Origin of the sequence: Cyanobium usitatum str. Tous (assembly GCF_003011885.1) — a bacterium.
Classification (GTDB): Bacteria; Cyanobacteriota; Cyanobacteriia; order PCC-6307; family Cyanobiaceae; genus Cyanobium_A; species Cyanobium_A usitatum.
Map to the genome: position 1 here is coordinate 1 of NZ_PXXO01000017.1, position 19,731 is coordinate 19,731.

16 protein-coding genes are annotated in these 19,731 nt (G+C 61.4%); 4 read left to right on the forward strand and 12 right to left on the reverse strand.

All coding sequences use genetic code 11. The annotated features are described in order from the left end of the window. The 4 genes from C7K55_RS11950 to C7K55_RS11965 form a co-directional block, all read right to left on the reverse strand. The coding region (locus C7K55_RS11950; protein ID WP_206603514.1) for a DUF5801 repeats-in-toxin domain-containing protein at positions 1–2,160 on the reverse strand (2,160 nt) is incomplete at its 3' end. A 343-nt stretch (positions 2,161–2,503) separates the two neighbouring features. After that, the gene (locus C7K55_RS11955) at positions 2,504–3,910 is read right to left on the reverse strand and encodes an HlyD family type I secretion periplasmic adaptor subunit (protein WP_106632957.1); all 1,407 of its coding nucleotides are present in this window, start codon (positions 3,908–3,910) and stop codon (positions 2,504–2,506) included. A 36-nt stretch (positions 3,911–3,946) separates the two neighbouring features. Further along, complete coding sequence (locus C7K55_RS11960) at positions 3,947–6,079, reverse strand: ATP-binding cassette domain-containing protein (protein WP_193486318.1); 2,133 nt, start codon at positions 6,077–6,079, stop codon at positions 3,947–3,949. Then, a complete protein-coding gene (locus tag C7K55_RS11965) occupies positions 6,076–7,752 on the reverse strand; it encodes an ABC transporter transmembrane domain-containing protein (RefSeq protein ID WP_241518352.1) in 1,677 nt (558 codons plus the stop codon). The genes C7K55_RS11960 and C7K55_RS11965 overlap by 4 nt, the downstream gene beginning before the upstream one ends. Positions 7,753–8,010: 258 nt before the next feature. Between C7K55_RS11965 and C7K55_RS11970 the strand changes: the two genes are divergently transcribed. Then, positions 8,011–8,667, forward strand: coding sequence for a cyclic di-GMP-binding domain-containing protein, MshE-related (locus tag C7K55_RS11970; RefSeq protein ID WP_127432032.1), 657 nt, complete (start codon positions 8,011–8,013; stop codon positions 8,665–8,667). Here the strand turns inward: C7K55_RS11970 and folP are convergent. The 3 genes from folP to C7K55_RS11985 all read right to left on the reverse strand — a co-directional run bounded on the left by folP (position 8,664) and on the right by C7K55_RS11985 (position 10,475). Continuing rightward, positions 8,664–9,449, reverse strand: coding sequence for a dihydropteroate synthase (gene folP, locus C7K55_RS11975; RefSeq protein ID WP_106632990.1), 786 nt, complete (start codon positions 9,447–9,449; stop codon positions 8,664–8,666). The two genes, C7K55_RS11970 and folP, sit on opposite strands and share 4 nt — an antisense overlap. Before the next feature lie 71 nt (positions 9,450–9,520). Beyond that, a complete protein-coding gene (tpiA, locus tag C7K55_RS11980) occupies positions 9,521–10,249 on the reverse strand; it encodes a triose-phosphate isomerase (RefSeq protein WP_106632960.1) in 729 nt (242 codons plus the stop codon). 28 nt (positions 10,250–10,277) lie between these two features. Continuing rightward, positions 10,278–10,475 carry an RNA-binding S4 domain-containing protein gene (locus C7K55_RS11985; RefSeq protein ID WP_106632961.1) on the reverse strand — a complete coding sequence of 66 codons (198 nt, stop codon included), beginning with the start codon at positions 10,473–10,475 and terminating at the stop codon, positions 10,278–10,280. A gap of 35 nt (positions 10,476–10,510) precedes the next feature. On the opposite strand from C7K55_RS11985, the gene C7K55_RS11990 reads away from it, so the two are divergent. From C7K55_RS11990 to C7K55_RS12000, 3 genes are read left to right on the forward strand one after another with little or no spacing between them, the layout of a single operon-like run. Then, positions 10,511–12,250: an ABC transporter ATP-binding protein gene (locus tag C7K55_RS11990; protein WP_106632962.1), complete on the forward strand. Its 1,740-nt coding sequence runs from the start codon at positions 10,511–10,513 to the stop codon at positions 12,248–12,250. Then, on the forward strand, positions 12,250–12,549 hold the full coding sequence (locus C7K55_RS11995; RefSeq protein ID WP_106632963.1) for a hypothetical protein: 300 nt from the start codon (positions 12,250–12,252) through the stop codon (positions 12,547–12,549). Before C7K55_RS11990 ends, C7K55_RS11995 begins: the two co-directional genes overlap by 1 nt. Positions 12,550–12,563: 14 nt before the next feature. Continuing rightward, positions 12,564–12,806, forward strand: a complete 243-nt coding sequence (locus tag C7K55_RS12000; RefSeq protein ID WP_241518353.1) for a DUF6447 family protein — start codon at positions 12,564–12,566, stop codon at positions 12,804–12,806. Positions 12,807–12,834: 28 nt separating this feature from the next. Here the strand turns inward: C7K55_RS12000 and C7K55_RS12005 are convergent, their stop codons facing one another. From C7K55_RS12005 to carB, 5 genes are read right to left on the reverse strand one after another with little or no spacing between them, the layout of a single operon-like run. Further along, positions 12,835–13,848, reverse strand: coding sequence for an ABC transporter substrate-binding protein (locus C7K55_RS12005; protein WP_106632965.1), 1,014 nt, complete (start codon positions 13,846–13,848; stop codon positions 12,835–12,837). Further along, a complete protein-coding gene (locus tag C7K55_RS12010; protein WP_106632966.1) occupies positions 13,829–14,692 on the reverse strand; it encodes an ABC transporter ATP-binding protein in 864 nt (287 codons plus the stop codon). The genes C7K55_RS12005 and C7K55_RS12010 overlap by 20 nt, the downstream gene beginning before the upstream one ends. Then, positions 14,689–15,579: an ABC transporter permease gene (locus C7K55_RS12015; RefSeq protein WP_106632967.1), complete on the reverse strand. Its 891-nt coding sequence runs from the start codon at positions 15,577–15,579 to the stop codon at positions 14,689–14,691. Before C7K55_RS12015 ends, C7K55_RS12010 begins: the two co-directional genes overlap by 4 nt. 32 nt (positions 15,580–15,611) lie before the next feature. Continuing rightward, complete coding sequence (locus C7K55_RS12020; RefSeq protein ID WP_241518354.1) at positions 15,612–16,310, reverse strand: DUF3386 domain-containing protein; 699 nt, start codon at positions 16,308–16,310, stop codon at positions 15,612–15,614. 25 nt (positions 16,311–16,335) lie between these two features. Next, positions 16,336–19,674, reverse strand: a complete 3,339-nt coding sequence (gene carB, locus C7K55_RS12025; RefSeq protein WP_106632969.1) for a carbamoyl-phosphate synthase large subunit — start codon at positions 19,672–19,674, stop codon at positions 16,336–16,338. Between the last annotated feature and the right edge of the window lie 57 nt (positions 19,675–19,731).

Consider the following 19,731-nt stretch of genomic DNA (forward strand, 5'->3'; position numbering starts at 1 on the left):
CGATTCATCAAGACTTCCTTCTCCCTCCACACGACTGAATTGATCATCTACTACCGATGCCACAGGTCCATCATCCTGGATCCCTAGCAGCGATCCATTTCCTAGATTCACTCCACCGGCACTCGTTACTGAATCGCCGTCCTGATCTATAATCGTCTGCTTCACAAGCAGTGATCCACCTTCTCCTGTATTTAGGAACGTCTCCTCATCATTTGATCCAGTATTTGAATGATATATATTATCTGGATTTGTTGTATCACTATAGGCAAATGTCACCACACCCGTGCTGCTATCAACGCTGATAACAAATACCTCATTCGTCTCGTTTCCAAACTCCACTCCGAACACCTTCCCAGCATTAGCTCCACTCCCACTCACCAGCACAATCGCATTGCCAGGCAATGACGCATCTGATGCATTCAGTAAATTAAGACCAGAGCTGATCGATTCTCCTGACAGCACAAGACCATAGGACTCTGTAACTCCAGGGACGTCTGTTCCAACCGATCCAATACTTCCGCCAGGCGCGCTGAATGCTACTGATACATCTAACGTCGTGCTATAAATTCCATCACCCTGACCAGACGCTGGCATCGTTCCTAACAGCTCCGATTCATCAAGACTTCCTTCTCCCTCCACACGACTGAATTGATCATCTACTACCGATGCAACAGGTCCATCATCCTCAAAGACAAAAATACCTTGCCCAATATTCAGATTACCGAAGGCCTGATCTCCATCAAAATCAGTAACGATCTGCTGAACCTGAAGGAGATCGGCATCAGCCAAATTGAGCAGAACGGAATCATCGTTAGACGACGAGTCGGGATGCCAGATGGCTGACGATTGAGAGAGCGAGAGCAGACCAGCGGGGCTGATGGTGATCTGAAAATAAGTAACACCACCTGCTGAGCCGATCACCGAGGTAGGTGATGCCTGCGAGAGCAATATCTCTGCACCTGGAACACCGACACTACCGAGTGCAAACAAGCCCGAGGGGATACCGATGCCGTTTAGTACCAACCCATAAGAGACCGTTCCAGGCCCATCAGCCCCAAAACCAAACTGAGTGCCAGGATCAGCGCTGCTGTCAAAGAACTGGCTGACATCGAGAGACACCGTGTCGAAGCCAGCAGCGTTCTCAGAACCATCAGGCGTGCCGATCTCACCAACACTCTCATCCACGATCAGCTGAGGGAGCTCATCAGTGGAAGCCAACACAAACGGCGTGGCATCCACAATCCGAATGCCGCCAGTAGCGGTTGCAGTAGCACCGCTTAAGTCTGTAACGGTGGCAGATATCGGCACAAAGGCCGAGTTCTGATCAATATTTGGATTGCCCAGGGGATTGGTGTTGTTCACCGGGCTGGTGAGCGTGAAGCTGAAGCTGATCACGCCAGTGACGGGATCAAAGCCCTGCAGGGTGAGCACCCCTTCCGTTTCCGTGTCACCGTCTCCGGCTTCCAGGGGGATCTGGAAGGTGGGGCTAAGCGGATCGATTGTGAGCAGCTGGCTGAGCGTGAACAGCTGTCCAGCTATCAGCACGGTGGCGATGTCGCCAATGCCATCGGGATCGCCGATCACGATGGTGCCCTGGCTGGTGGCAAACTGCGACAGACCAGCTTCCAGACCAACCTCAGACACCAGGCCGGAGGGCAGCTGGGTCAAAGGATCGCTGCGTAGCCCCTCGTTGAAGTTGTCGTCGTTATTACCCGGATCGCTGTCACCATCACTTGGCTCAGCGGGATTTTCCGGCAGCACGTCCACAGTGGGCGGACTGTTGGCTTCCTCACCAGCGGCTAGAGGAGTGAAAGGACTCAGCGCAGGATCGTCCTGAGCCACACCCGTCTGCACCACCCTGGGCTGATCAGGATTCTCGGTGGTGGTGGTGCCACCTGCTAATCCACCACTACCACCACCGACGTCGGTTTCGGGCTCAGGAATATCTTGAGTCACTCCTACAGCAGGGGGCTGGCTCTCCGGGGCCTGCTCGGTGATCGTGTTGTCGGTAGCTCCGCCCGTTGGGGTGCTGCCACCGGGATTGTCCATGCTGCCGGCGGTATCTACCACCGCGGCGTCCTGCATGTTGCCTGCCAGACGGCTCTCATCTTCGGCTGCTTGGGCGCCGTCTGTGAGCATGGTGATTAGATCTTCCGCCATGGTCTCGATACATTCGTCTGTATCCAAACTATGCAAGTCAATTCAGCTAATCAAGGGGAAAACCGCCCATTGGCAGCTCACCAGGGGGCCCTGGGCTTAGCAGAGGATCCAATAAACCTGGGAATGACTGCAGTAGAGTCAGTTTGGGGTTTCTGAGAGGTGGCTGAGAAGTTTGCCCGATCAGGGTTTATTACAAATCGACGCAAATTAGAATGCTATTTTGGGAACACAAACACTGTTGAGCGAGTTCGGAGCAGCCAAAGCCGCCGTAGTCAATTCTTATAAAACATACAAAAAAGGCCACCCATGGTGACCTTAAGAACCAAAAAGAGAAAGCCAAGTATCAGCGCGATTCACGCAGTGCTGAATCAAGGGTACGGGTGAATGGCTGGAAGATGTAGCGCAGTACGCTGCGCTGGGGACCCTTGATGTCGGCCACAAGTGGCATACCAACAGCAATTGGGTATTTACGATTGGCCACATCTACAAACTGGCGGTCAAGCTGGATACGAGCATTGTAGTAGTACTTGCGGTCGTCGGGGTCTTGTACTGAATTACCACCGATGCTCAGCACCCGACCGGGGACCGAGCCATAAATAGTGGAATCAAAGGGCTGTAGTTTTACATCCACCTTTTGGCCTGGCTTCACAAAGCCGATGTCACCAGACGGAACCCGCACCTCCACCAGCCTCTGAGTGCTGTTCGGCACCACCGACAGCACCACAGCACCAGGACCGACCACGCCACCAGGGGCCTTAAAGCGCAGATCGCTCACCACCCCATTCACTGGAGCCGTGATTTTGGTGCGCTCAAGCTGGTTACGAGTCTTCTTAATGTTTTCAGCCACTACAGCCTCCTCATTCACCAACTGAGCAACCTGAGAGTTCTGCTCAAAGACCAAACCAGATTGAACTCCATTTAGATTTGCCTCCGCCTGGGAGAGAGACTTCAGCGACTCATTACGCGCACCACGCATCTCCGCCAGCTTGGTATCGATGTCGAGCAGATTGAGCCGGGAGGCGGCGCCAGAAGCAACCAAACCAGCCCACATCGCCCGCTGCTTCAAATACAGAGCGATCTGGTTGTTAAGGCCTGTGATCTCAGCCCGCTTCTCCGCCACCACAGCCTGGGCTGCCTTGATCTGGTCGTTCCGATTGTCCATGCGGCTATTGAGCAGGTCCACCTGGGCCTGGCTCACCTTGTTGCCCTCCTTGATGCCCTCAGTGGGAGGCAGCACCCGCTCACCACGGATCGCAGCCTGCAGCTGCTGTTGCTGCAGCAGCAGGTTTTTGAGCTGTTGCTCAGTGGCGCGATATTCGCTTTCCACCAGATTGGGGCGCAGCTCCAACATCACCTCGCCCACGCGCACCTCGTCACCGTCGCTCACATCAACCCGCGACACAATGCCGCCTTCAAGGTGCTGCACCACATTCACTTCACCTTCGGGAATCACCTCGCCGGAGGCATTCACCACCTGGGTTATGGGTGTTAGCGCCGCCCAAGGGAAGAAGATCAAGGCCGCTGCTCCAAGCACGTAAAGGCTGAGTCGTAGGTAGCGGTTGTCTGGTTTTTCCTCCAGCTCCAGGGCCTGACTGAGCCGGCTGCGACCAACCAGCGTGATCGCATCAGGGCTATCCATGCCGGGCAGCCGAGATAGCAGGCCGCCAGCGGGCGGTAAGGCAAGGGAAGAGGGATCAGACAGGGCGCTGCCAGAAATGGAGTTGTGGCCGTTGGCGGGTATGGAAGTCATGGCGGTTAAGGGGGTGTTAGATCAAAAAAAGGGGAATCAGGCTGTTATCTTTTGCATACGCGCTCGCAGCTCCTCAGCCGTGCCCTGGAAAGAGGTGACGCCTTTATCAAGAATGCAGAGACGATCGGCCTTCTCCAGCAGCATCTTGTTGTCTGTTGCCATAATCACGCTGCGATCCTGGCCACTAAAGGTGCAGCGCCGCATAGACGGAAGAGCGTCCAATACCGCCTGGAACTGATCAGGAGCCAAGCCCTGACTGATGTCGTCTATCAACAAAATTGGCGTGTCCTTGATCAACGCCTGGGCTAAAGCCATAAGCCGGCGCACCCCATTGGGCAGCTGATAGGCAATCTCATCGGTGAGCGGCGTGTCGAAGCCTTCCGGTAGGCCATCGAGAAAATCGAGCAGGCCCAGGCTGGTGCAGATCTGCCGAACCCCGTCCACAGTGACGTCAGGATTCATGGCCGTGAGGTTGCTCCAAATGGTGCCGGGCAACAGCTCGCTCTGGGGCATCAGGTATGCGATGTTGCGCTGGATTGCTTCGGCGCTGAACTGGCGGTAGTCCTTACCGTCAAATAGCAGGGTGCCGCTCACCAGCGGGTAAAGCTGGTCGACAACCCTCAGCACCGTGCTCTTGCCGCAACCGGCATTGCCGGTGATCGCCAACAGTTCGCCGGGTGCCACCGAAAGCGACACCCGGGTGATCGCTAGGGCAGCCTCGCCGCCAAGCCGGCAGGCCGCTGAATCCAGCAAGATCGATCCCCGCATACGCGGCGCACTCACCAAGGCACCGGCAGGTCTCGTGCTGCTGCGCAGTCTGAAGAACTGATCGAGCTGGCCATACTGCTTACGCATCGAATCGAAGCGCAGCAAGGCATTCATCAACTGTTGAAACGGTGTAAATACCCTAAAAACGAAGAACATGGCGGCAATCAAGTTGCCCATGGCCGCCGGGCCCTGACCACTCGAATAGGCCAACCACACACCGATAGCCAGGGTGAGCACGCTTGCCAGTTGGGAGGTGGTGCTAACGATTACTTGCAACCGGCCCACTTGACGGTTGATCGTGAGGCCACTGCTGGTGCTCTGGGCCGACAGCCCTCGCAGCCGCTGCAGCCACACCCATTCGACATTGGCCAGCTTCACTTCAAGGAAACGATTCACCAGCTCCTGCTGGGCCTGGGTGATGCCGATGCCCGTGGCCAGATTGATCTCGGAGGCACCGGTGTAGTAGCGAGACAGCAACCACACCAGCAGACCACTGAGCACCATCAACACCAGAGGCACAAACACCAGCGGTCCTGCAATCATTGCAATGGCGCCTAAGTAGATCACCACAAAGGGAAAATCCAGGCAGGCCAGCGCTAGGGGGCCCTGCAAATAAGCCAGCAGGCCGTCAAGGTTGCGCTGCCGGTTGATGAGGCCGTGCTGGCCAAGGGTCTCGATCTGGCGGTAGTCGAGACCAAACAGCTTCTCCACCAGATTCACCCCCAGCAGAGCATCGAGCCGGCCCGAGAGCTGGGAGAGCAGGTTGGTGCGCCACTGGCGCAGGATCCAATCGAGCACGAATAGCAGCACGACCCCCAGAAAGATCCAGAAGGTGGAGAGCACACTGGTGCTCGGGATTGAAACGTTGTAAATAGCCCGGAGGTAAAAGGGCAGTGTCATCGCCAGCAGCGCCAAGGCGAAGCTGATGCCGTAGAGCACTGCTATGCGATTGGTGAAGCGGTAAAGAATCTGCTGAAGAAGGGTCACCCGCTCGGTGCTGCCTTTGTCCTGCAGAAACATCAACCTGCCACCGGCCGGCACGGTATGAAGTTCGACGCGACCATTGACGTTGCCGGCTACAAGATCCCCCTTAGTGGTGATCGACAGCACGTAGGGCACGTTGTCTGGAGCCACATACAAGGCTGGCAGCAGCTGGGGGTTGAGCTGGCTCCAACTCTCGAGACCTTCCAGACGGCTGCCGTAACCGAGCCTCAGCAGCAAGTTGCGTGCATCGACCAGGTCCATGTGGCGAGGGTCGTTGCCGAAGAGCTCAAACAGCTCATCGGAACGGCCTGTCCAGAGCATCTGCTGAAGTAGCAGCCTTATGCAGAAGGCCATCGGCGCTTCTGAACTGAGCGTTAGATCGCGCAGCAACGTTGAGCGGGATGCAGAAATAGTCATGCGAACACCTCCCGGCCCTTGGCCGGCATATCGATTTGCTGATCACTCAACGAACTGAGCACCCTTCCGGCGCCGCTGATCAGCACAGTCGTGCGGCCTTTGGTGCGGCTCAAAATTCGCTGCAGGCCGTCGATGAATTCCTTGCCATAAGAGCAATCGCTCAGATCCAACAGCAGCACCTGGGGTGATCGAGCGAGGGCGGTGACCACCTGGAAGAGCTGCTGGGCATCGCGCGACAGCCCAGAAGGCACCGAGGTGCCCATTGCCGTGTCGTATCCATGGGGCAAGCCCCTCACCTTGGTATCCAAGCCGGTGAGGAAGGTCCAGAACAAGGCCCGGCGCTGGTAGCGGCGCGGCTGATAGCTGGTGATGTTCTCCAGCAAGGTCCCCTCAAAAAACTGGCGCGCGGGGTCTACATGGCTAATGCAGGCGCGCAGGGCCTCGCGTTGATAACTGGCCACCGGCAGACCGTTGAGCTGCAGACGAGCCTCAGGCTCGATCTGAATCAGAGCCATAAACAGGTGGCGGGCGCTGGCGCCAAACTGCTGATTGCCCAGCAGGGCCACCGAACCATTGGGAATCACCGCCAGGGGCTGGCCATCGAGAGCAAGGCTGAGAGCGCCATCAGTGGACATGGCCAGTTTTTTATCGCCGCCTTCCCCTTCCACCGGTGTGGCCATCAGTGCGTCGTATTCGTCGCGGGAATGAGCCAGGCGGCGGTAGCTGCTCCACAAGCCCATGGCCTGCTGCCAAGGGCTGAGGATTTTGCCGGCCAGCAGCAGGGCTGCCGCCAGGGCACCCACCAGCAACCTTCCCTGGATCACCAGCAGGGCACCCCAAGTAACAATGCCAGCAAATGTGAGCTGGCTCATCAGCGAACCAAACGCCTGGTATCTACCGCTGAAGTTGTTGTTGACCATGCGCTGCCAGGCCAGCTCCTCCTGCCGCTGTTCGTTGCCCACCCGAAACTGACGGCCCAAGCCGTTCGACTTGATCAAGTCGATAGAACCCATCAACTTTTCTTGGTAGCTAAGCCGCTCGAGCTCCAGTCGGTCTCGCTGCTTGCTGATCCCCTCGTATTCGCGAGCGAATGCCAAGGCCCTCAGCACATAAATCACAATGGCAATCACCGCGACGAAGCCGACGCTGCCTGCAATCAGGAACAGCACCAGCACGAACAACAGAGAGAAAACCAGGTCTATCGCGGTAGTGAGAGACTGCAGAGCACTCTCATCGCGCAGCAGGTTGATGCTGTTGAGGCGCTCCAGGTGGGTGGCAGGCGAGACGCTTAGGTAATCGCTTAGGCGCATCTGGGAGAAGTGGGCCAGCCCCTCAAGGCGCCGCTGATGCTCTAGCCGGGCTCCGTCGCCTCCAGTGAAACCAAGCCGCACGATCTTGAGCCAGCCGCCCAACACCATTAGCAGCACCACGACCACCGTCATTACCACCAGGCTCGACATCGCACCACTGGGCAGCACGGACGTATAAACGATATTGATATAAAGAGGGGACGCCAGCTCCAGCAGATTAATTAACACCGAGGCGATCAAGATCGGACCCAGCTGGTAATTGCTCCAGTCAGCATCGCGAAGCGACTGGAAGAAGCGGTGGCCAACAAACTCTTCGATCAGATCAAAGCTAGTATTCCAGGCACCTCGAATATTGGAGGCCAACCGGCCTACCGCCTGAGTAAAGATATACAAAGGAAATCGGCTCTGCTCTCTGACCTCTAGTGTTCTTATCAAATCTCTTCTGCGGCTATTGCAAGGGTAAGCCTGTCAAGCTGGCCTGGCCACGAATTCTCAGAAAGTTCTCAGAAAGGAATTATCCTTACCAAGGCAAACTGGCAAATCAAAGCTAGGCTGAATTTTGAGTCCACTACTGCAAGCCGTGCAGTATTAGTTCAGAGCTGAGCTATGTACCGGTTCCGTTTGAGTTCGGATCAAGTCCAATTGGAGCTAGTTGCCAACGGCAACAGTGCCCTCCTGCCATTTCAGGTAATTGGCCCCACTACGGAGGTGGCCTTTCTTGAAGAGCTGATCGAAGAAAGTCTCGGCAGCCTCACCCTTAACCCGCGCGAGCTGTTTGGCTTCCTTGGCAGCGACCCATGGGTGAAGGGGGCTTTCCAAGCGCCTCAGGTGGTGGAAGGCGATCTAAATGCCGCTGCCAGCACCGAAACCAGCTTTCAGCGCCAAACCCTCGGCAGAAAGCTGGAGCAGGCCGGAGTGCTCGACATCGAAGAGCTGGAGCAGCTGCTAGTGGACTACCGCCCCTTCGCTGAAACCCAGCGCTTTGGCGAATTCCTACGGCTCAACCTGCAGGTGCCGCCCCAGATGCTGGATCTGCTACTCAACCCCGCCCTGTTCGATGAGCAGGGCTTCAATGAGAAGCGGCTGGGTGAGCGCCTGGTGGAAATGGGCTGCATCACCCCTGAGCAACTTGATCAGGCCCTCGACCTGCAACGCAGCAAGGGCGGCCGGGTTGGCGAACTGCTGGCCGAGCTGGGCTTCATCTCCACCACCACGGCCCGCTTCTTCTCGCTGGCCAAAGTCAACGAAAAAGGTCAGATCGACTACCAGGCCGGCTAAGCGGGCCGAAGCGCATCGGCCATCCGGGCAACCTGCACGATTGGCCCAACGTCGTGCACTCGCAGGATGCGGGCCCCCTGGGCAATCGCCTGGCTGCACACCGCCGCCGTGCCCCACAGCCGAGCACGGGGCCTGGGCTCGTTCAACACCGCGCCGATGAAGCGCTTGCGCGAAGGCCCCACCAGTAGGGGAAAGCCTTCCACCGCCAGGGTGCCTAGGCCCCGGAGCAGATCCAGGTTGTGGTCGGTGTCCTTAGCGAAGCCCAACCCCGGATCCCAGATCAGCTGCAGCGGGCGCACCCCCGCCGCCAGAGCCATTTCAGTGGCCGCCATTAGGCCAGCCCGCACCTCCGCCACCACATTCTCGTAGTGGGCAAGGGAGTTCATGCTGCGGCTATCGCCACGGCTGTGCATCAACACCAGTGGGCAGCCGGCAGACGCCGCCAAGCGCAGCAGGGCCGGATCACGCCGGCCGCCGCTGACGTCGTTGATCCAGTGGGCGCCCGCCGCCAAAGCCGCCTCAGCCACCGCCGCATGGAAGGTGTCGATCGAGAGCAGGGCGCCTGGATGGGCAGCGCGAATAGCAGTAAGAGCGGGCAGCAGCCGCTCAAGCTCCCGCTTGGGCCCCACCTCCTCGGCGCCGGGCCTGGTGCTCTGGGCGCCGAGATCCAACACATCGGCCCCCTGGGCCAGCATCCGCCCAGCGGCGCGCACCGCCTGCGCCACGCTGGCGAGGCGGCCGCCGTCGCTGAAGGAGTCGGGGGTGAGGTTCAGCACCCCCATCACTGCGGTGCGCTCGCCCCAGGCAAAACGGGGTTGATCGATCACGGGGGGCCAGTCTCAGGGAGCCAGTCTCAGCGGCCGTAGTTGACGATGCGGGCAAAGCTCACCGGATCGAGGGAAGCCCCACCCACCAAGACGCCGTCGATGTCGCTCTGGGCCATCAGGTCGTCGATGGTGGCAGGGTTCACCGAGCCGCCGTATTGAACCGTGACGCCGGGGTTACCCACCCAGCCCCGGATCAGGCCGCAGATGCGATTGGCCTCCTCAGCGGCGCAGGTCTTGCCGGTGCCAATCGCCCAGATCGGCTCGTAGGCCACCACCACCTGGGTGGGATCCACATCCTCAAGGCCCTGTTCGATCTGGCGGTGGATCACCCGCTCGGTTTCATTGGATTCCCGCTGGTCGAGGCTTTCGCCCACGCACAGGATCGGGATCAAGCCATGGCGCTGGGCATTGCGGGCGCGCAGGTTGATCTGCTCATCGCTTTCGCTGTAGTACTTGCGCGGCTCACTGTGGCCAACGATGGCGTAGCTCACCCCGTGCTCCAGCAGCATCGGCGCCGAGATCATGCCCGTGTAGGCCCCCTGGTCTTCCCAGTGCACGTTTTGCCCAGCAAACTTCACACCAGCACCCTCCAGGTGGCGGCAGAGCGTGGGAATCGAGGTGAAAGGCGGAGCGATCACCACCTCCCGATCGTCTGGGGAGTCGGCAATCAGGGGCCGAAACGTGGCCGCAAATACCCGCGTCTCAGCGCAGGTCATGTGCATCTTCCAATTACCCGCGATCACGGCCTTACGCATCGGCCCTCTCCAGCACTGTCAGGAAAACCTAATGGGCCGGCGGCCTGGTCCCCATAAACAGCAGCTCGCGGCCGTCGATGTCGACCGCATCACCGGGGGCCAACTGACGACCGCGACGGGTTTCGATGGCGCCATTCACCCGCACATCACCGCGCTGAATGCGCAGCTTGGCTTCGCCGCCGGTGCCAGCCAGGCCTTGGTATTTGAGGAATTGATCGAGTTTCAAGGGGCGGATTGGGGGAGCAGCGATAGCGTGACCGCATGCTTGCACCCTCGCCGGCCGGGTTTCGACACCTCTGGCCGCTGCTGAAACCCCACCGCCGGCGCCTGCTGGCAGGTGGGCTGTGCATGGTGATCTATGTGGCCTGCTGGCCGCTGCTCGCCTGGCTGGCGGGCCAGCTGATTCCAGCCATCGGCGCTGGCAACTTCCCAGTGGTGCTGCGCACTATCGCCGCGGCCCTGGGACTGTTTTTGGTTCAAAAGGCGGCCCAGTTCGGCCAGGACACCCTGCTGGCAGGGCCGGCCCTGCGGGTTAGTCAGGAGTTGCGGCGTGGCCTATTTGCCCGCCTGCAACGGCTGGAATTCGGCGCCCTCGAGAAGCTCTCAGCCGGCGACCTCACCTATCGCCTCACCGAAGACGCCGACCGGGTGGGCGAGGTGATCTACAAAACCATTCAAGACACCACCCCCAGCGCCCTGCAGCTTGTGGTGGTGCTCGGCTACATGGTGTGGCTCGATTGGCCCTTAGCCCTGGCCACCCTGCTGCTGGCGCCAGTGGTGGTGCTGCTGGTAAGCAGCTTTGGCGCCCGGGTAATGACCGCCGCCGAACGCAGTCAAAAGCAGGTGAGCGAGCTGGCGGGCCTGCTGGGCGAAGCGATCGGTGGGCTGCCTTTAGTGAGGGCCTTCGCGGCCGAACCGTGGCTGCAGCAGCGCTTCGACACCGAAATCGACCTGCACCGTCGGGCCCGCTACCGCACCCTCAAACTGCTTGCCCTGCAGCACCCGGTGGTGGGCTTTCTGGAAGCAGCCGGCATCCTCACCGTGCTGCTGCTCGGCGCCGCCCGGATTCAGGCCGGCGGCCTCAACAGCCAGGGCTTCAGCAGCTACGTGGCGGCCCTGCTGATGCTGATCGACCCGATCTCCCACCTCACCACCAACTTCAACGAGTTTCAGCAGGGCCAGGCCTCGCTTCGGCGACTGCGGGCGATCGAGGCGGAACCGGTGGAGGCTCCAGACCGGCCCTCGGCCCAGCCGCTTGGCAGCGTGCGCGGCGAGCTGGTGCTCGAGCAGGTGCGCTTCGGCTACAACCCCGCCCAACCGGTGCTGCACGACCTGGATCTGCAGGTGCGGCCTGGCCAGGTAGTGGCCCTGGTGGGCCCCTCCGGCGCCGGCAAAAGCACCCTGTTTTCCCTGCTGCTGCGCTTCAACACCGCCCAGCAGGGCCGGGTGCTGCTGGATGGCCACGACCTAGCCGATCTGCGGGCGCGGGAGCTGCGCCGCGCCGTAGCCCTGGTGCCCCAGCAGAGCAGTGTGTTTTCTGGCACGGTGGCCGAAGCGATTGCCTTCGGCCGGCCCGCCAGCGAGGCTGCCATCCGCCAAGCCGCCAGCCTCGCCAACGCCGCCGGCTTCATCGAGGCCCTGCCCCAGGGCTACGCCAGCCGCATCGAAGAGCGGGGCAGCAACTTCTCTGGCGGCCAGCTGCAACGGCTGGCCATTGCCCGCGCCGTGCTCGGCAACCCGGCGGTGTTGCTGCTGGATGAAGCCACCAGCGCCCTCGATGCCGAAGCGGAGGAGGCGGTGCAGCGGGGCTTGGAGCAGGCGATGGCGGGCCGCACCGTGCTGGTGATTGCCCACCGGCTAGCCACCGTGCAGGGTGCAGACAGAATCCTGGTACTCGATGGCGGTCGCATCGTCGAACAGGGCAGTCACAATGAGCTGATGGCGCAGGGGGGCCGCTACCGCGAGCTCTGCGAGCGCCAATTCATTCATCTGCAAGCCTGATGTCTTGGGAATACCGGGTGATCCACATCAACGTGGAGAGCGGCAATCCGCCGGGTCCTCCCTCACCCAAGGCAGATAGTGAGCGGCTCGGCGGCGCCCTGAGCCCGGAGTTTCTTAAGAAGGAATTCCCGCAGCAATACGACGCCGCAGCCACCAAACCACGCCACCCAGCCGAACAGCTGCAGTTTTTTCTCAATGCCCTCGGCAAGGAAAACTGGGAGATGGTGGAAGCAGCCCAGGTGGGCCCGCTGCTGATGTTTTTCTTCAAGCGACCGGGTGGCCTGCCACCCGTATCCTGAGGGCTGAAGATTTTTTGCCACTCGTGGACAACGTCGCCCAGCAATCCGACAACCAGCCGCCCGTGCTCACCTTCGAGGGCAAGCGCTACGACCTCAACGGCTTGCCGGATGAGATGAAGGAGCTGGTGCGTGGCATGCAAGTAGCTGATGCCCAGCTGCGCATGCATGAAGACACCCTGAAAGTGCTTGCCGTTGGCCGCCAAGCTATGGCAAGCCAGCTCAATGACAAGCTGCAAAACATCACCCCCCTTCCTTGAAAAAGGGGTGATGCGATGGGGGTGGGCTTTAGCTCACCACCTTCTGGGCTTCCTTGATCAGCTCCTCAGGCAGCGTTACCCCGATCGCTGCGGCGGTGGCCTTGTTCACCATTAACTCCGTTTTGGTGAGGGGCTCGAAGGCCATCTTGGCCGGCGATTCTCCCTTCAATACCCGCACCGCCAGCTTGCCTGCTGCGTAGCCGTCATCGAAGTAGGCCCAGCCGATCGTGGCAAGGCAGCCGGGCAGCTTGATGTCGTCGGCATCCACCGAATACACGGGAATCTTCTTCTCTAGGCCCACCTTGGCGATCGAGCCGAAGCCCTGAATCGTGGCGTAATCGCCGATCTTCACGAAGGCCTCTACCTTCTTGTCGGCCAGCACTTGGGCGGCTTGCAGCACTTCGCCGGAGTTGGCCACCGACTGCTCCACAACGGTGATGTTGCGCTTGGATGCCTCCTCCTTGAGCACCTTGGCTTCATATTCGGAGTTGGGCTCGCCGGGGTTGAAGATCAGGCCCACGGTCTTGAGCTCAGGGTTGATTTGGCGTGCCAAATCGAGCTCCTTGCCCACCGGGTTGGTGCCGATCGTGCCGACCACATTTGGCTTGTGCTGACCCACGGCACCCGGGGGCGTGCCCGCGCCGGCACCCCAGGGATTGGAGCAATAGCAGAACAGCACAGGAGTGGTTGCTGGGGCCACCTTCATGGCGGCCTGCAGGGGCGGTGTGCCAACCGCCAGGATCATGTCCACCTGGTCGCCCACAAACTGCTTCATCACCAAGGTGGTGTTGGGCAGCTCGCCGGCGGCATCCTTCTGGATGAAGTTGACGTTTTTGCCAGGGATGTAGCCAGCTTCTGCCAGGGCCGCTTCAAAGCCTTTGCGGGTGTTGGTTGGAGGCGGGGCTTCCACCATCTGCAGCATGCCGATGGTGGGGCCTTTAACCTTGGTGCCACCGCCGAGCTTGCCGCAGGCGGAGAGCACCACCGTGCTCACGGCGCCGGCCCCTGCCAGGGTTAGAAATTCACGACGCTGAAGACCCATCTGCGGCACTGGAAGACTGCGGCGCAACTATGGCTGCTCCATACATCGCCCGCAACGCGGCCGGTTCGAGATATTCACGCTCGGCAGCATTCCAGTCGCCGATCAAGCCACCCTCATGGAGCATCACCAACCTGTCGCCGTGTCTCAGGGCCTGCTCGAGGCTGTGGGTCACCATCAGGGCGGTAGTGCCCAGCTGACGAACCAACCTGTCGGTGAGCGCCATCACCGTTGCTTCGGCCCGGGGGTCAAGGGCAGCGGTGTGCTCATCAAGCAGCAGCAGATCCGGTGAACCCAGGGTTGCCATCACCAGGCTGAGGGTCTGGCGCTGGCCACCGGAAAGCTGACCCACCGGTTCATCGAGACGGTCGGCCAGGGGCAAGCCCAGCTCGCCCAGCAGCTCGCGGTAGCGCCTGCGGTCGCCGCCATTGGGATGGATGCCCCCAAAGGCACTAATCAAAAAACCTGCTGCAAACCTGGCTGGCCTGTTGCGCCGCTCCGCCAGCCGCAGGTTTTCTGCCACGGTCAGCCCCGGACAAGTTCCCTCCAGAGGGTTTTGCATCACCCGGCCGATCCAGCGAGCCCGCTGGTGATCTCGCAGGCGGTGCAGGGGGCGACCGCCCAGGTGGATACGGCCAGCACTGTGGCGCAGGGTGCCAGCCACCAGATTGAGCAGGGTGCTCTTGCCGGAGCCGTTGCTGCCAATCACCACCAGAAACTGGCCGGGGGGGCAGCTCAGCGAGAAACCGCTGAACAATTGCCGCCAGCCCGATCCAGGCAGGGGATGGCCCCAGCTGAGCTCCTCAACGCTGAGACCAGGGGGGCTGAGATGAGGGGCGGAACTCATTGCTCCTGCCTCCCCTGATCTGCCGAAAGACCCGGTATGCGCAGCCGTCCGAAGGCCAGGGCGATCAGCAGCAGCAAGGCCGTTGCCAGCTTGAGATCAACCGGTTCGAGGCCCAACTGCAGGGCGATGGCGATCATGGTGCGGAACAAAATCGCCCCCACCGCCACCGCCAACAGGGCCCGCGGCAGCGAGCGCGGCCGCAGCACGGCTTCGCCAATGATCACCATGCCTAGTCCCAGGATCAACGAGCCGATGCCCATGGTCACATCGGCAAAGCCCTGATAGGTGGCAACCAGCGCCCCGGCCAGTGCCACCAGACCATTAGCAGCGGCGATACCCACCGTGAGCCCGCGGCGCTGGTTGATGCCGTTGGCGCGGGCCATGGTGGGGTTGTTGCCCAAGGCGCGCAAAGACAAGCCGAAATCTGTGGCCATCAGGAAGGAGATCAGCAGGATCATCCCAACGGTCGCCAGGCTTAATCCCACGGCCCATTGACCATCCAGGCCAAGGCCCAGATCGGGGAGGGCCAGAATTCCAGCTGGGGTTTCAGACAGGGGGATGTTCGAGCGCCCCATCAGCCGCAGGGTGATCGAATAAAGGCCCGTGGTGGTGAGGATGCCTGCAAACAGATCATTCACACCCAGCCGGGTGTGGATCAGGCCGGTAACCATGCCAGCCAGGCAGCCAAACAAGATCGCCAGCCCCAAGGCCACCGGCACCGGGGCACCCTGGCTGATCAACACCGCAGCGGTGCCACCTCCCAGGGCAAAGGAGCCATCCACCGTGAGGTCTGGGAAGTTGAGAACGCGCAGCGTCAGGTAGGTGCCCAGGGCCAGGCCGGCATAGGCCAAGCCCTGGTCGTAGGCACCAATCCAAAGAGAAAACATGGCTGCATTGTGCCTAGCAGCGGCCTATTGGCTTAAGCCAAGGGGGCAAGATCCTCGAAACGAAACACCTGGCGGCCGGCAGGAGTTTCGCCATGGGCCTCGGTCTCAACCACCCGCTCGCTCAGCACCCAGGGGCCAGCCTCGGTCAGCGGCACAAAGGTGTCGTTGAAGCGGCTGGTGCCACCCTTAGCTTCGCCGCTGGCGGGGTCGCTGTACTGGCTGGTGTAGCTGCGGCTCAGGTAGCCGCTGCCGGTGTCTGTTGTGCTCTCGGTGAAGATCGTCACCACGGTGCCGTGGATGTGGCGGTGCACCATCGTCACCACGTCGTTCTGGATCCGGTAACGGTCACCGGTGTTCTTACCGCCCACAACCACCTCGGTGCCCACTGCATCGGTATCGCCAGCGGTGAAGGTGTTAGCACCGTGGGTTTGCTCAAAGCTGCGCCGCACCCGGTGGATTGCCACCTCCCACAGTTGGGAAGCCAGGGCCTTGTGAATCTCCTCATCGGCGACGCCAGCCACCGTGGCCTTGAGGTCGGCGCCTACCACGAAGGTGCCCTCTACGCGCTTTCCGTCTTCACCGGCATCACCGGCTTGCTCCCAGATGCAGCGGCCCTGATAGCCACCGAAATCCGGTTCCCAGGTGTAGCGATTTTCATAGGCGGCCCGGAAAGCCGCCGTGCAGTCGCTGCCTGAGGTGATCTGGTTGCTGACTTGGGTGCTGGCTGTCAAGGCGGGATCTATCGGGTCCCTAACCCTAACGAGTGAGTCCGGGGTGGATGTCCTGCAGGGCATTCACCTCAATCTTCTGCTGCTGCAACGCCGTGATCGCCTCGACAGCGGCCCGGGCCCCGGCCAGGGTTGTCACCGTCGGCACGGCGTAGTCGAGGGCGGCCCGGCGCAGATATTTATCGTCGTGGGCAGCCTGGCGGCCGATCGGGGTGTTGATGATCAGCTGAATGCGGGCCGAGCGGATCGCGTCTTCAATATTGGGACGGCCCTCATGCACCTTGAGGATTGATTCCACCTGCAGGCCAGCGGCTCGCAGGGCCTCGGCGGTGCCGCCGGTGGCGATCAGGTCAAAGCCCAGCCCCACCAGCCGCTCCGCCACCGGCAGCAGGGCCTGCTTGTCGCGGTCGTGGGTGGAGAGAAACACCGTGCCGCTGGTGGGCAGGGCCTCGCCTGCGGCCAACTCGGCCTTGGCATAGGCCATGCCGGCGCTGCTGGCGATGCCCATCACCTCGCCGGTGCTGCGCATTTCAGGGCCCAGCAACGTGTCGGAACCCGGGAAGCGCTTGAACGGCAGCACCGCCTCCTTCACCGTTTGCAGAGGCGGGATGGGCTCGGCCGTGAGCCCCAGCTCCGTCAGGGTGCGGCCGGCCATCAGCTGGCTGGCCACCTTGGCCAGGGGCACGCCAGTGGCCTTGGCCACAAACGGCACCGTGCGGGAAGCACGGGGATTGGCCTCGATGATGAACACCCGCTCGCCCTGCTCAGGGTCGATTTGCACGGCGAACTGCAGGTTGATCAGGCCGCGCACCCCAAGGGCCAGGGCCAGGGCCCGGCTCCACTCGCGGATCGTGGCCAGGGCTGCCTCGCTCAGGCTCACCGACGGCAGCCAGCAGGCCGAATCGCCCGAGTGGATGCCCGCCGGCTCGATGTGCTCCATTACACCGCCGATCACCACTACCCCCTCCCGATCGCAAAGGGCATCCACATCCACTTCGATGGCGTTATCGAGGTATTGGTCGATCAGCACTGGGTGGTCGGGCTCCACCTGCACCGCTTCCACCATGTAGCGGTTGAGCTCGGCTTCGTCGTAGACGACCTCCATGGCGCGCCCGCCCAGCACGTAGCTGGGGCGCACAACCACTGGATAGCCCACGCGCGCAGCGATGGCCCGGGCCTCGGCCTCACTGCGGGCCAAGCCATTGCGGGGCTGGCGGATCTCCAGCCGGCGCAGGATCGCTTCAAATTGCTCCCGGTCTTCGGCCGCGTCGATCGATTCAGGTGAGGTGCCCCAGATGCGAGTTCCGGTGGCCAGGCCCTCGGGCGAAGCCAGCCAGCGCAGCAACGGGATCGCCAGCTTCAGCGGTGTCTGGCCGCCGAACTGCACGATCACCCCCTCGGGATGCTCCACCTCAATCACGTTGAGCACGTCTTCGAGGGTGAGCGGCTCGAAATAAAGCCGGTCGGAGGTGTCGTAATCCGTTGACACCGTCTCCGGGTTGCTGTTCACCATCACGGTGGCGAAGCCCTCGGCCTGCAGGGCGAAGGAGGCGTGCACGCAGCAATAGTCGAATTCGATGCCCTGGCCGATGCGATTTGGCCCGCCGCCCAGGATCATCACCTTGCGGCGGCTCTCCGGCTGCACCTCGTTTTCGGGCGGCACGATCTCCAGCTCACCTGCCGCATTGAGCCGCTCCAGCGGCCGCTCGTAGGTGGAGTAGTGATACGGCGTGCTGGAGGCAAACTCCGCCGCACAGGTATCGACGGTTTTGAACACGGCATTGATGCCCAGCCCCTGACGGTGGCGCCGCACCGTGAGTTCATCGCTGCCAGTGGCCCAGGCGATCTGGCGATCTGAGAAGCCCAGCTGTTTGAGCTCCAGCAGGGCGGCGGCATCGAGTTGCTCGAGCTGGCGGCCCCGCAGCAGCCGCTGCTCAGCTTCGAGAATGCAGCGCAGCTTGGCCAAAAACCATGGATCGATGGCGCTGAGCTGGTGGATCTCGTCGTCGCTGCGGCCGACGAGCATCGCCTCGCGCACGGCGAAAATCCGCTCAGGCGTGGCGGTGCGCAGGGCCCGCTCCAGGGCGGTGGGATCGGGGGCAAGCGTGAGGTCACTTGCGGCATCGGGGCGGTCGCAGCCCCAGCCGGCATGGCCCGTTTCCAGGGAGCGCAAAGCCTTTTGGAACGACTCCTCAAAGCAGCGGCCGATCGCCATCGCCTCCCCCACCGACTTCATCGAGGTGGTGAGCACCGCCGGGCTACCGCGGAACTTCTCAAAGGCGAAGCGGGGAATCTTCGTGACCACGTAATCAATCGTGGGCTCGAAGCAGGCCGGGGTGGCACCGGTTATGTCGTTGACGATTTCGTCGAGGGTGTAACCCACCGCCAGGCGGGCGGCAATCTTGGCGATTGGAAAGCCTGTGGCCTTGGAAGCCAGCGCCGAACTGCGCGATACGCGCGGGTTCATCTCAATCACCACCACGTCGCCGTTGGCGGGGTTGATCGCAAATTGAATATTGCTGCCGCCGGTATCAACGCCGATCTCGCGGATGATCGCGATCGACTGGTCGCGCAGCCGCTGGTATTCGCGGTCGGTGAGGGTTTGGGCCGGTGCAACGGTGATCGAATCACCGGTATGTACCCCCATCGGATCGAGGTTTTCGATGCTGCAAACGATCACCACGTTGTCGGCGCTATCGCGCATCACCTCCAGCTCGAATTCCTTCCAGCCCAGCAGCGACTGCTCCACCAGGATCTGGGAGACGGGGCTCGCCTCCAGGCCGCTTTTGCAGAAGGCGCGGAACTCCTCGGGGTTGTAGGCGATGCCACCGCCGCTGCCGCCCAGGGTGAAGGCTGGCCGGATGATGCGGGGATAGCTGCCGATGACCTCGCCCACCCGCTCCGCCTCCTCCAGGGTGTTGGCGATGCCCGAGGGACACACCGCGACGCCGATTCGCTCCATCGCCTCCTTAAAGAGCAGCCGGTCTTCCGCCTTGCGAATCGCCTGCAAGTTGGCGCCGATCAGCTCCACCCCGTGCTTTTCCAGGGTGCCGTTTTCAGCCAGGGCTACCGCCAGATTGAGGGCGGTCTGGCCGCCCATCGTGGGCAGCAGGGCATCGGGCTGCTCGATCTCAATCACCCGGGCCACCACCTCGGGCGTAAGTGGCTCGATGTAGGTGCGATCCGCCATGTCCGGATCGGTCATGATCGAGGCAGGGTTGGAATTCACCAACACCACTTCGAAGCCTTCTGCCCGCAGCGCTTTACAAGCCTGGGTGCCGGAATAATCGAATTCGCAGGCCTGGCCGATCACGATCGGCCCCGAGCCCAGCAGCAGGATGCGCCTGAGGTCCGTGCGGCGGGGCATAGGGGGTGGGCAAGCCAAACCTGCCTAGCCTCTCACGCCCCCATGGCAGCAGCTGGG

What these genes read in the sequence shown, in the direction of transcription:
- C7K55_RS11955 (WP_106632957.1), bottom strand. Translation starts at nt 3,910, where the DNA reads ATGACTTCCATACCCGCCAACGGCCACAACTCCATTTCTGGCAGCGCC.
- C7K55_RS11960 (WP_193486318.1), bottom strand. Translation starts at nt 6,079, where the DNA reads ATGACTATTTCTGCATCCCGCTCAACGTTGCTGCGCGATCTAACGCTC.
- folP (WP_106632990.1), bottom strand. Translation starts at nt 9,449, where the DNA reads ATGGGGGTGCTGAACCTCACCCCCGACTCCTTCAGCGACGGCGGCCGC.
- tpiA (WP_106632960.1), bottom strand. Translation starts at nt 10,249, where the DNA reads ATGCGTAAGGCCGTGATCGCGGGTAATTGGAAGATGCACATGACCTGC.
- C7K55_RS11990 (WP_106632962.1), top strand. Translation starts at nt 10,511, where the DNA reads ATGCTTGCACCCTCGCCGGCCGGGTTTCGACACCTCTGGCCGCTGCTG.
- C7K55_RS11995 (WP_106632963.1), top strand. Translation starts at nt 12,250, where the DNA reads ATGTCTTGGGAATACCGGGTGATCCACATCAACGTGGAGAGCGGCAAT.
- C7K55_RS12005 (WP_106632965.1), bottom strand. Translation starts at nt 13,848, where the DNA reads ATGGGTCTTCAGCGTCGTGAATTTCTAACCCTGGCAGGGGCCGGCGCC.
- C7K55_RS12010 (WP_106632966.1), bottom strand. Translation starts at nt 14,692, where the DNA reads ATGAGTTCCGCCCCTCATCTCAGCCCCCCTGGTCTCAGCGTTGAGGAG.
- C7K55_RS12015 (WP_106632967.1), bottom strand. Translation starts at nt 15,579, where the DNA reads ATGTTTTCTCTTTGGATTGGTGCCTACGACCAGGGCTTGGCCTATGCC.
- carB (WP_106632969.1), bottom strand. Translation starts at nt 19,674, where the DNA reads ATGCCCCGCCGCACGGACCTCAGGCGCATCCTGCTGCTGGGCTCGGGG.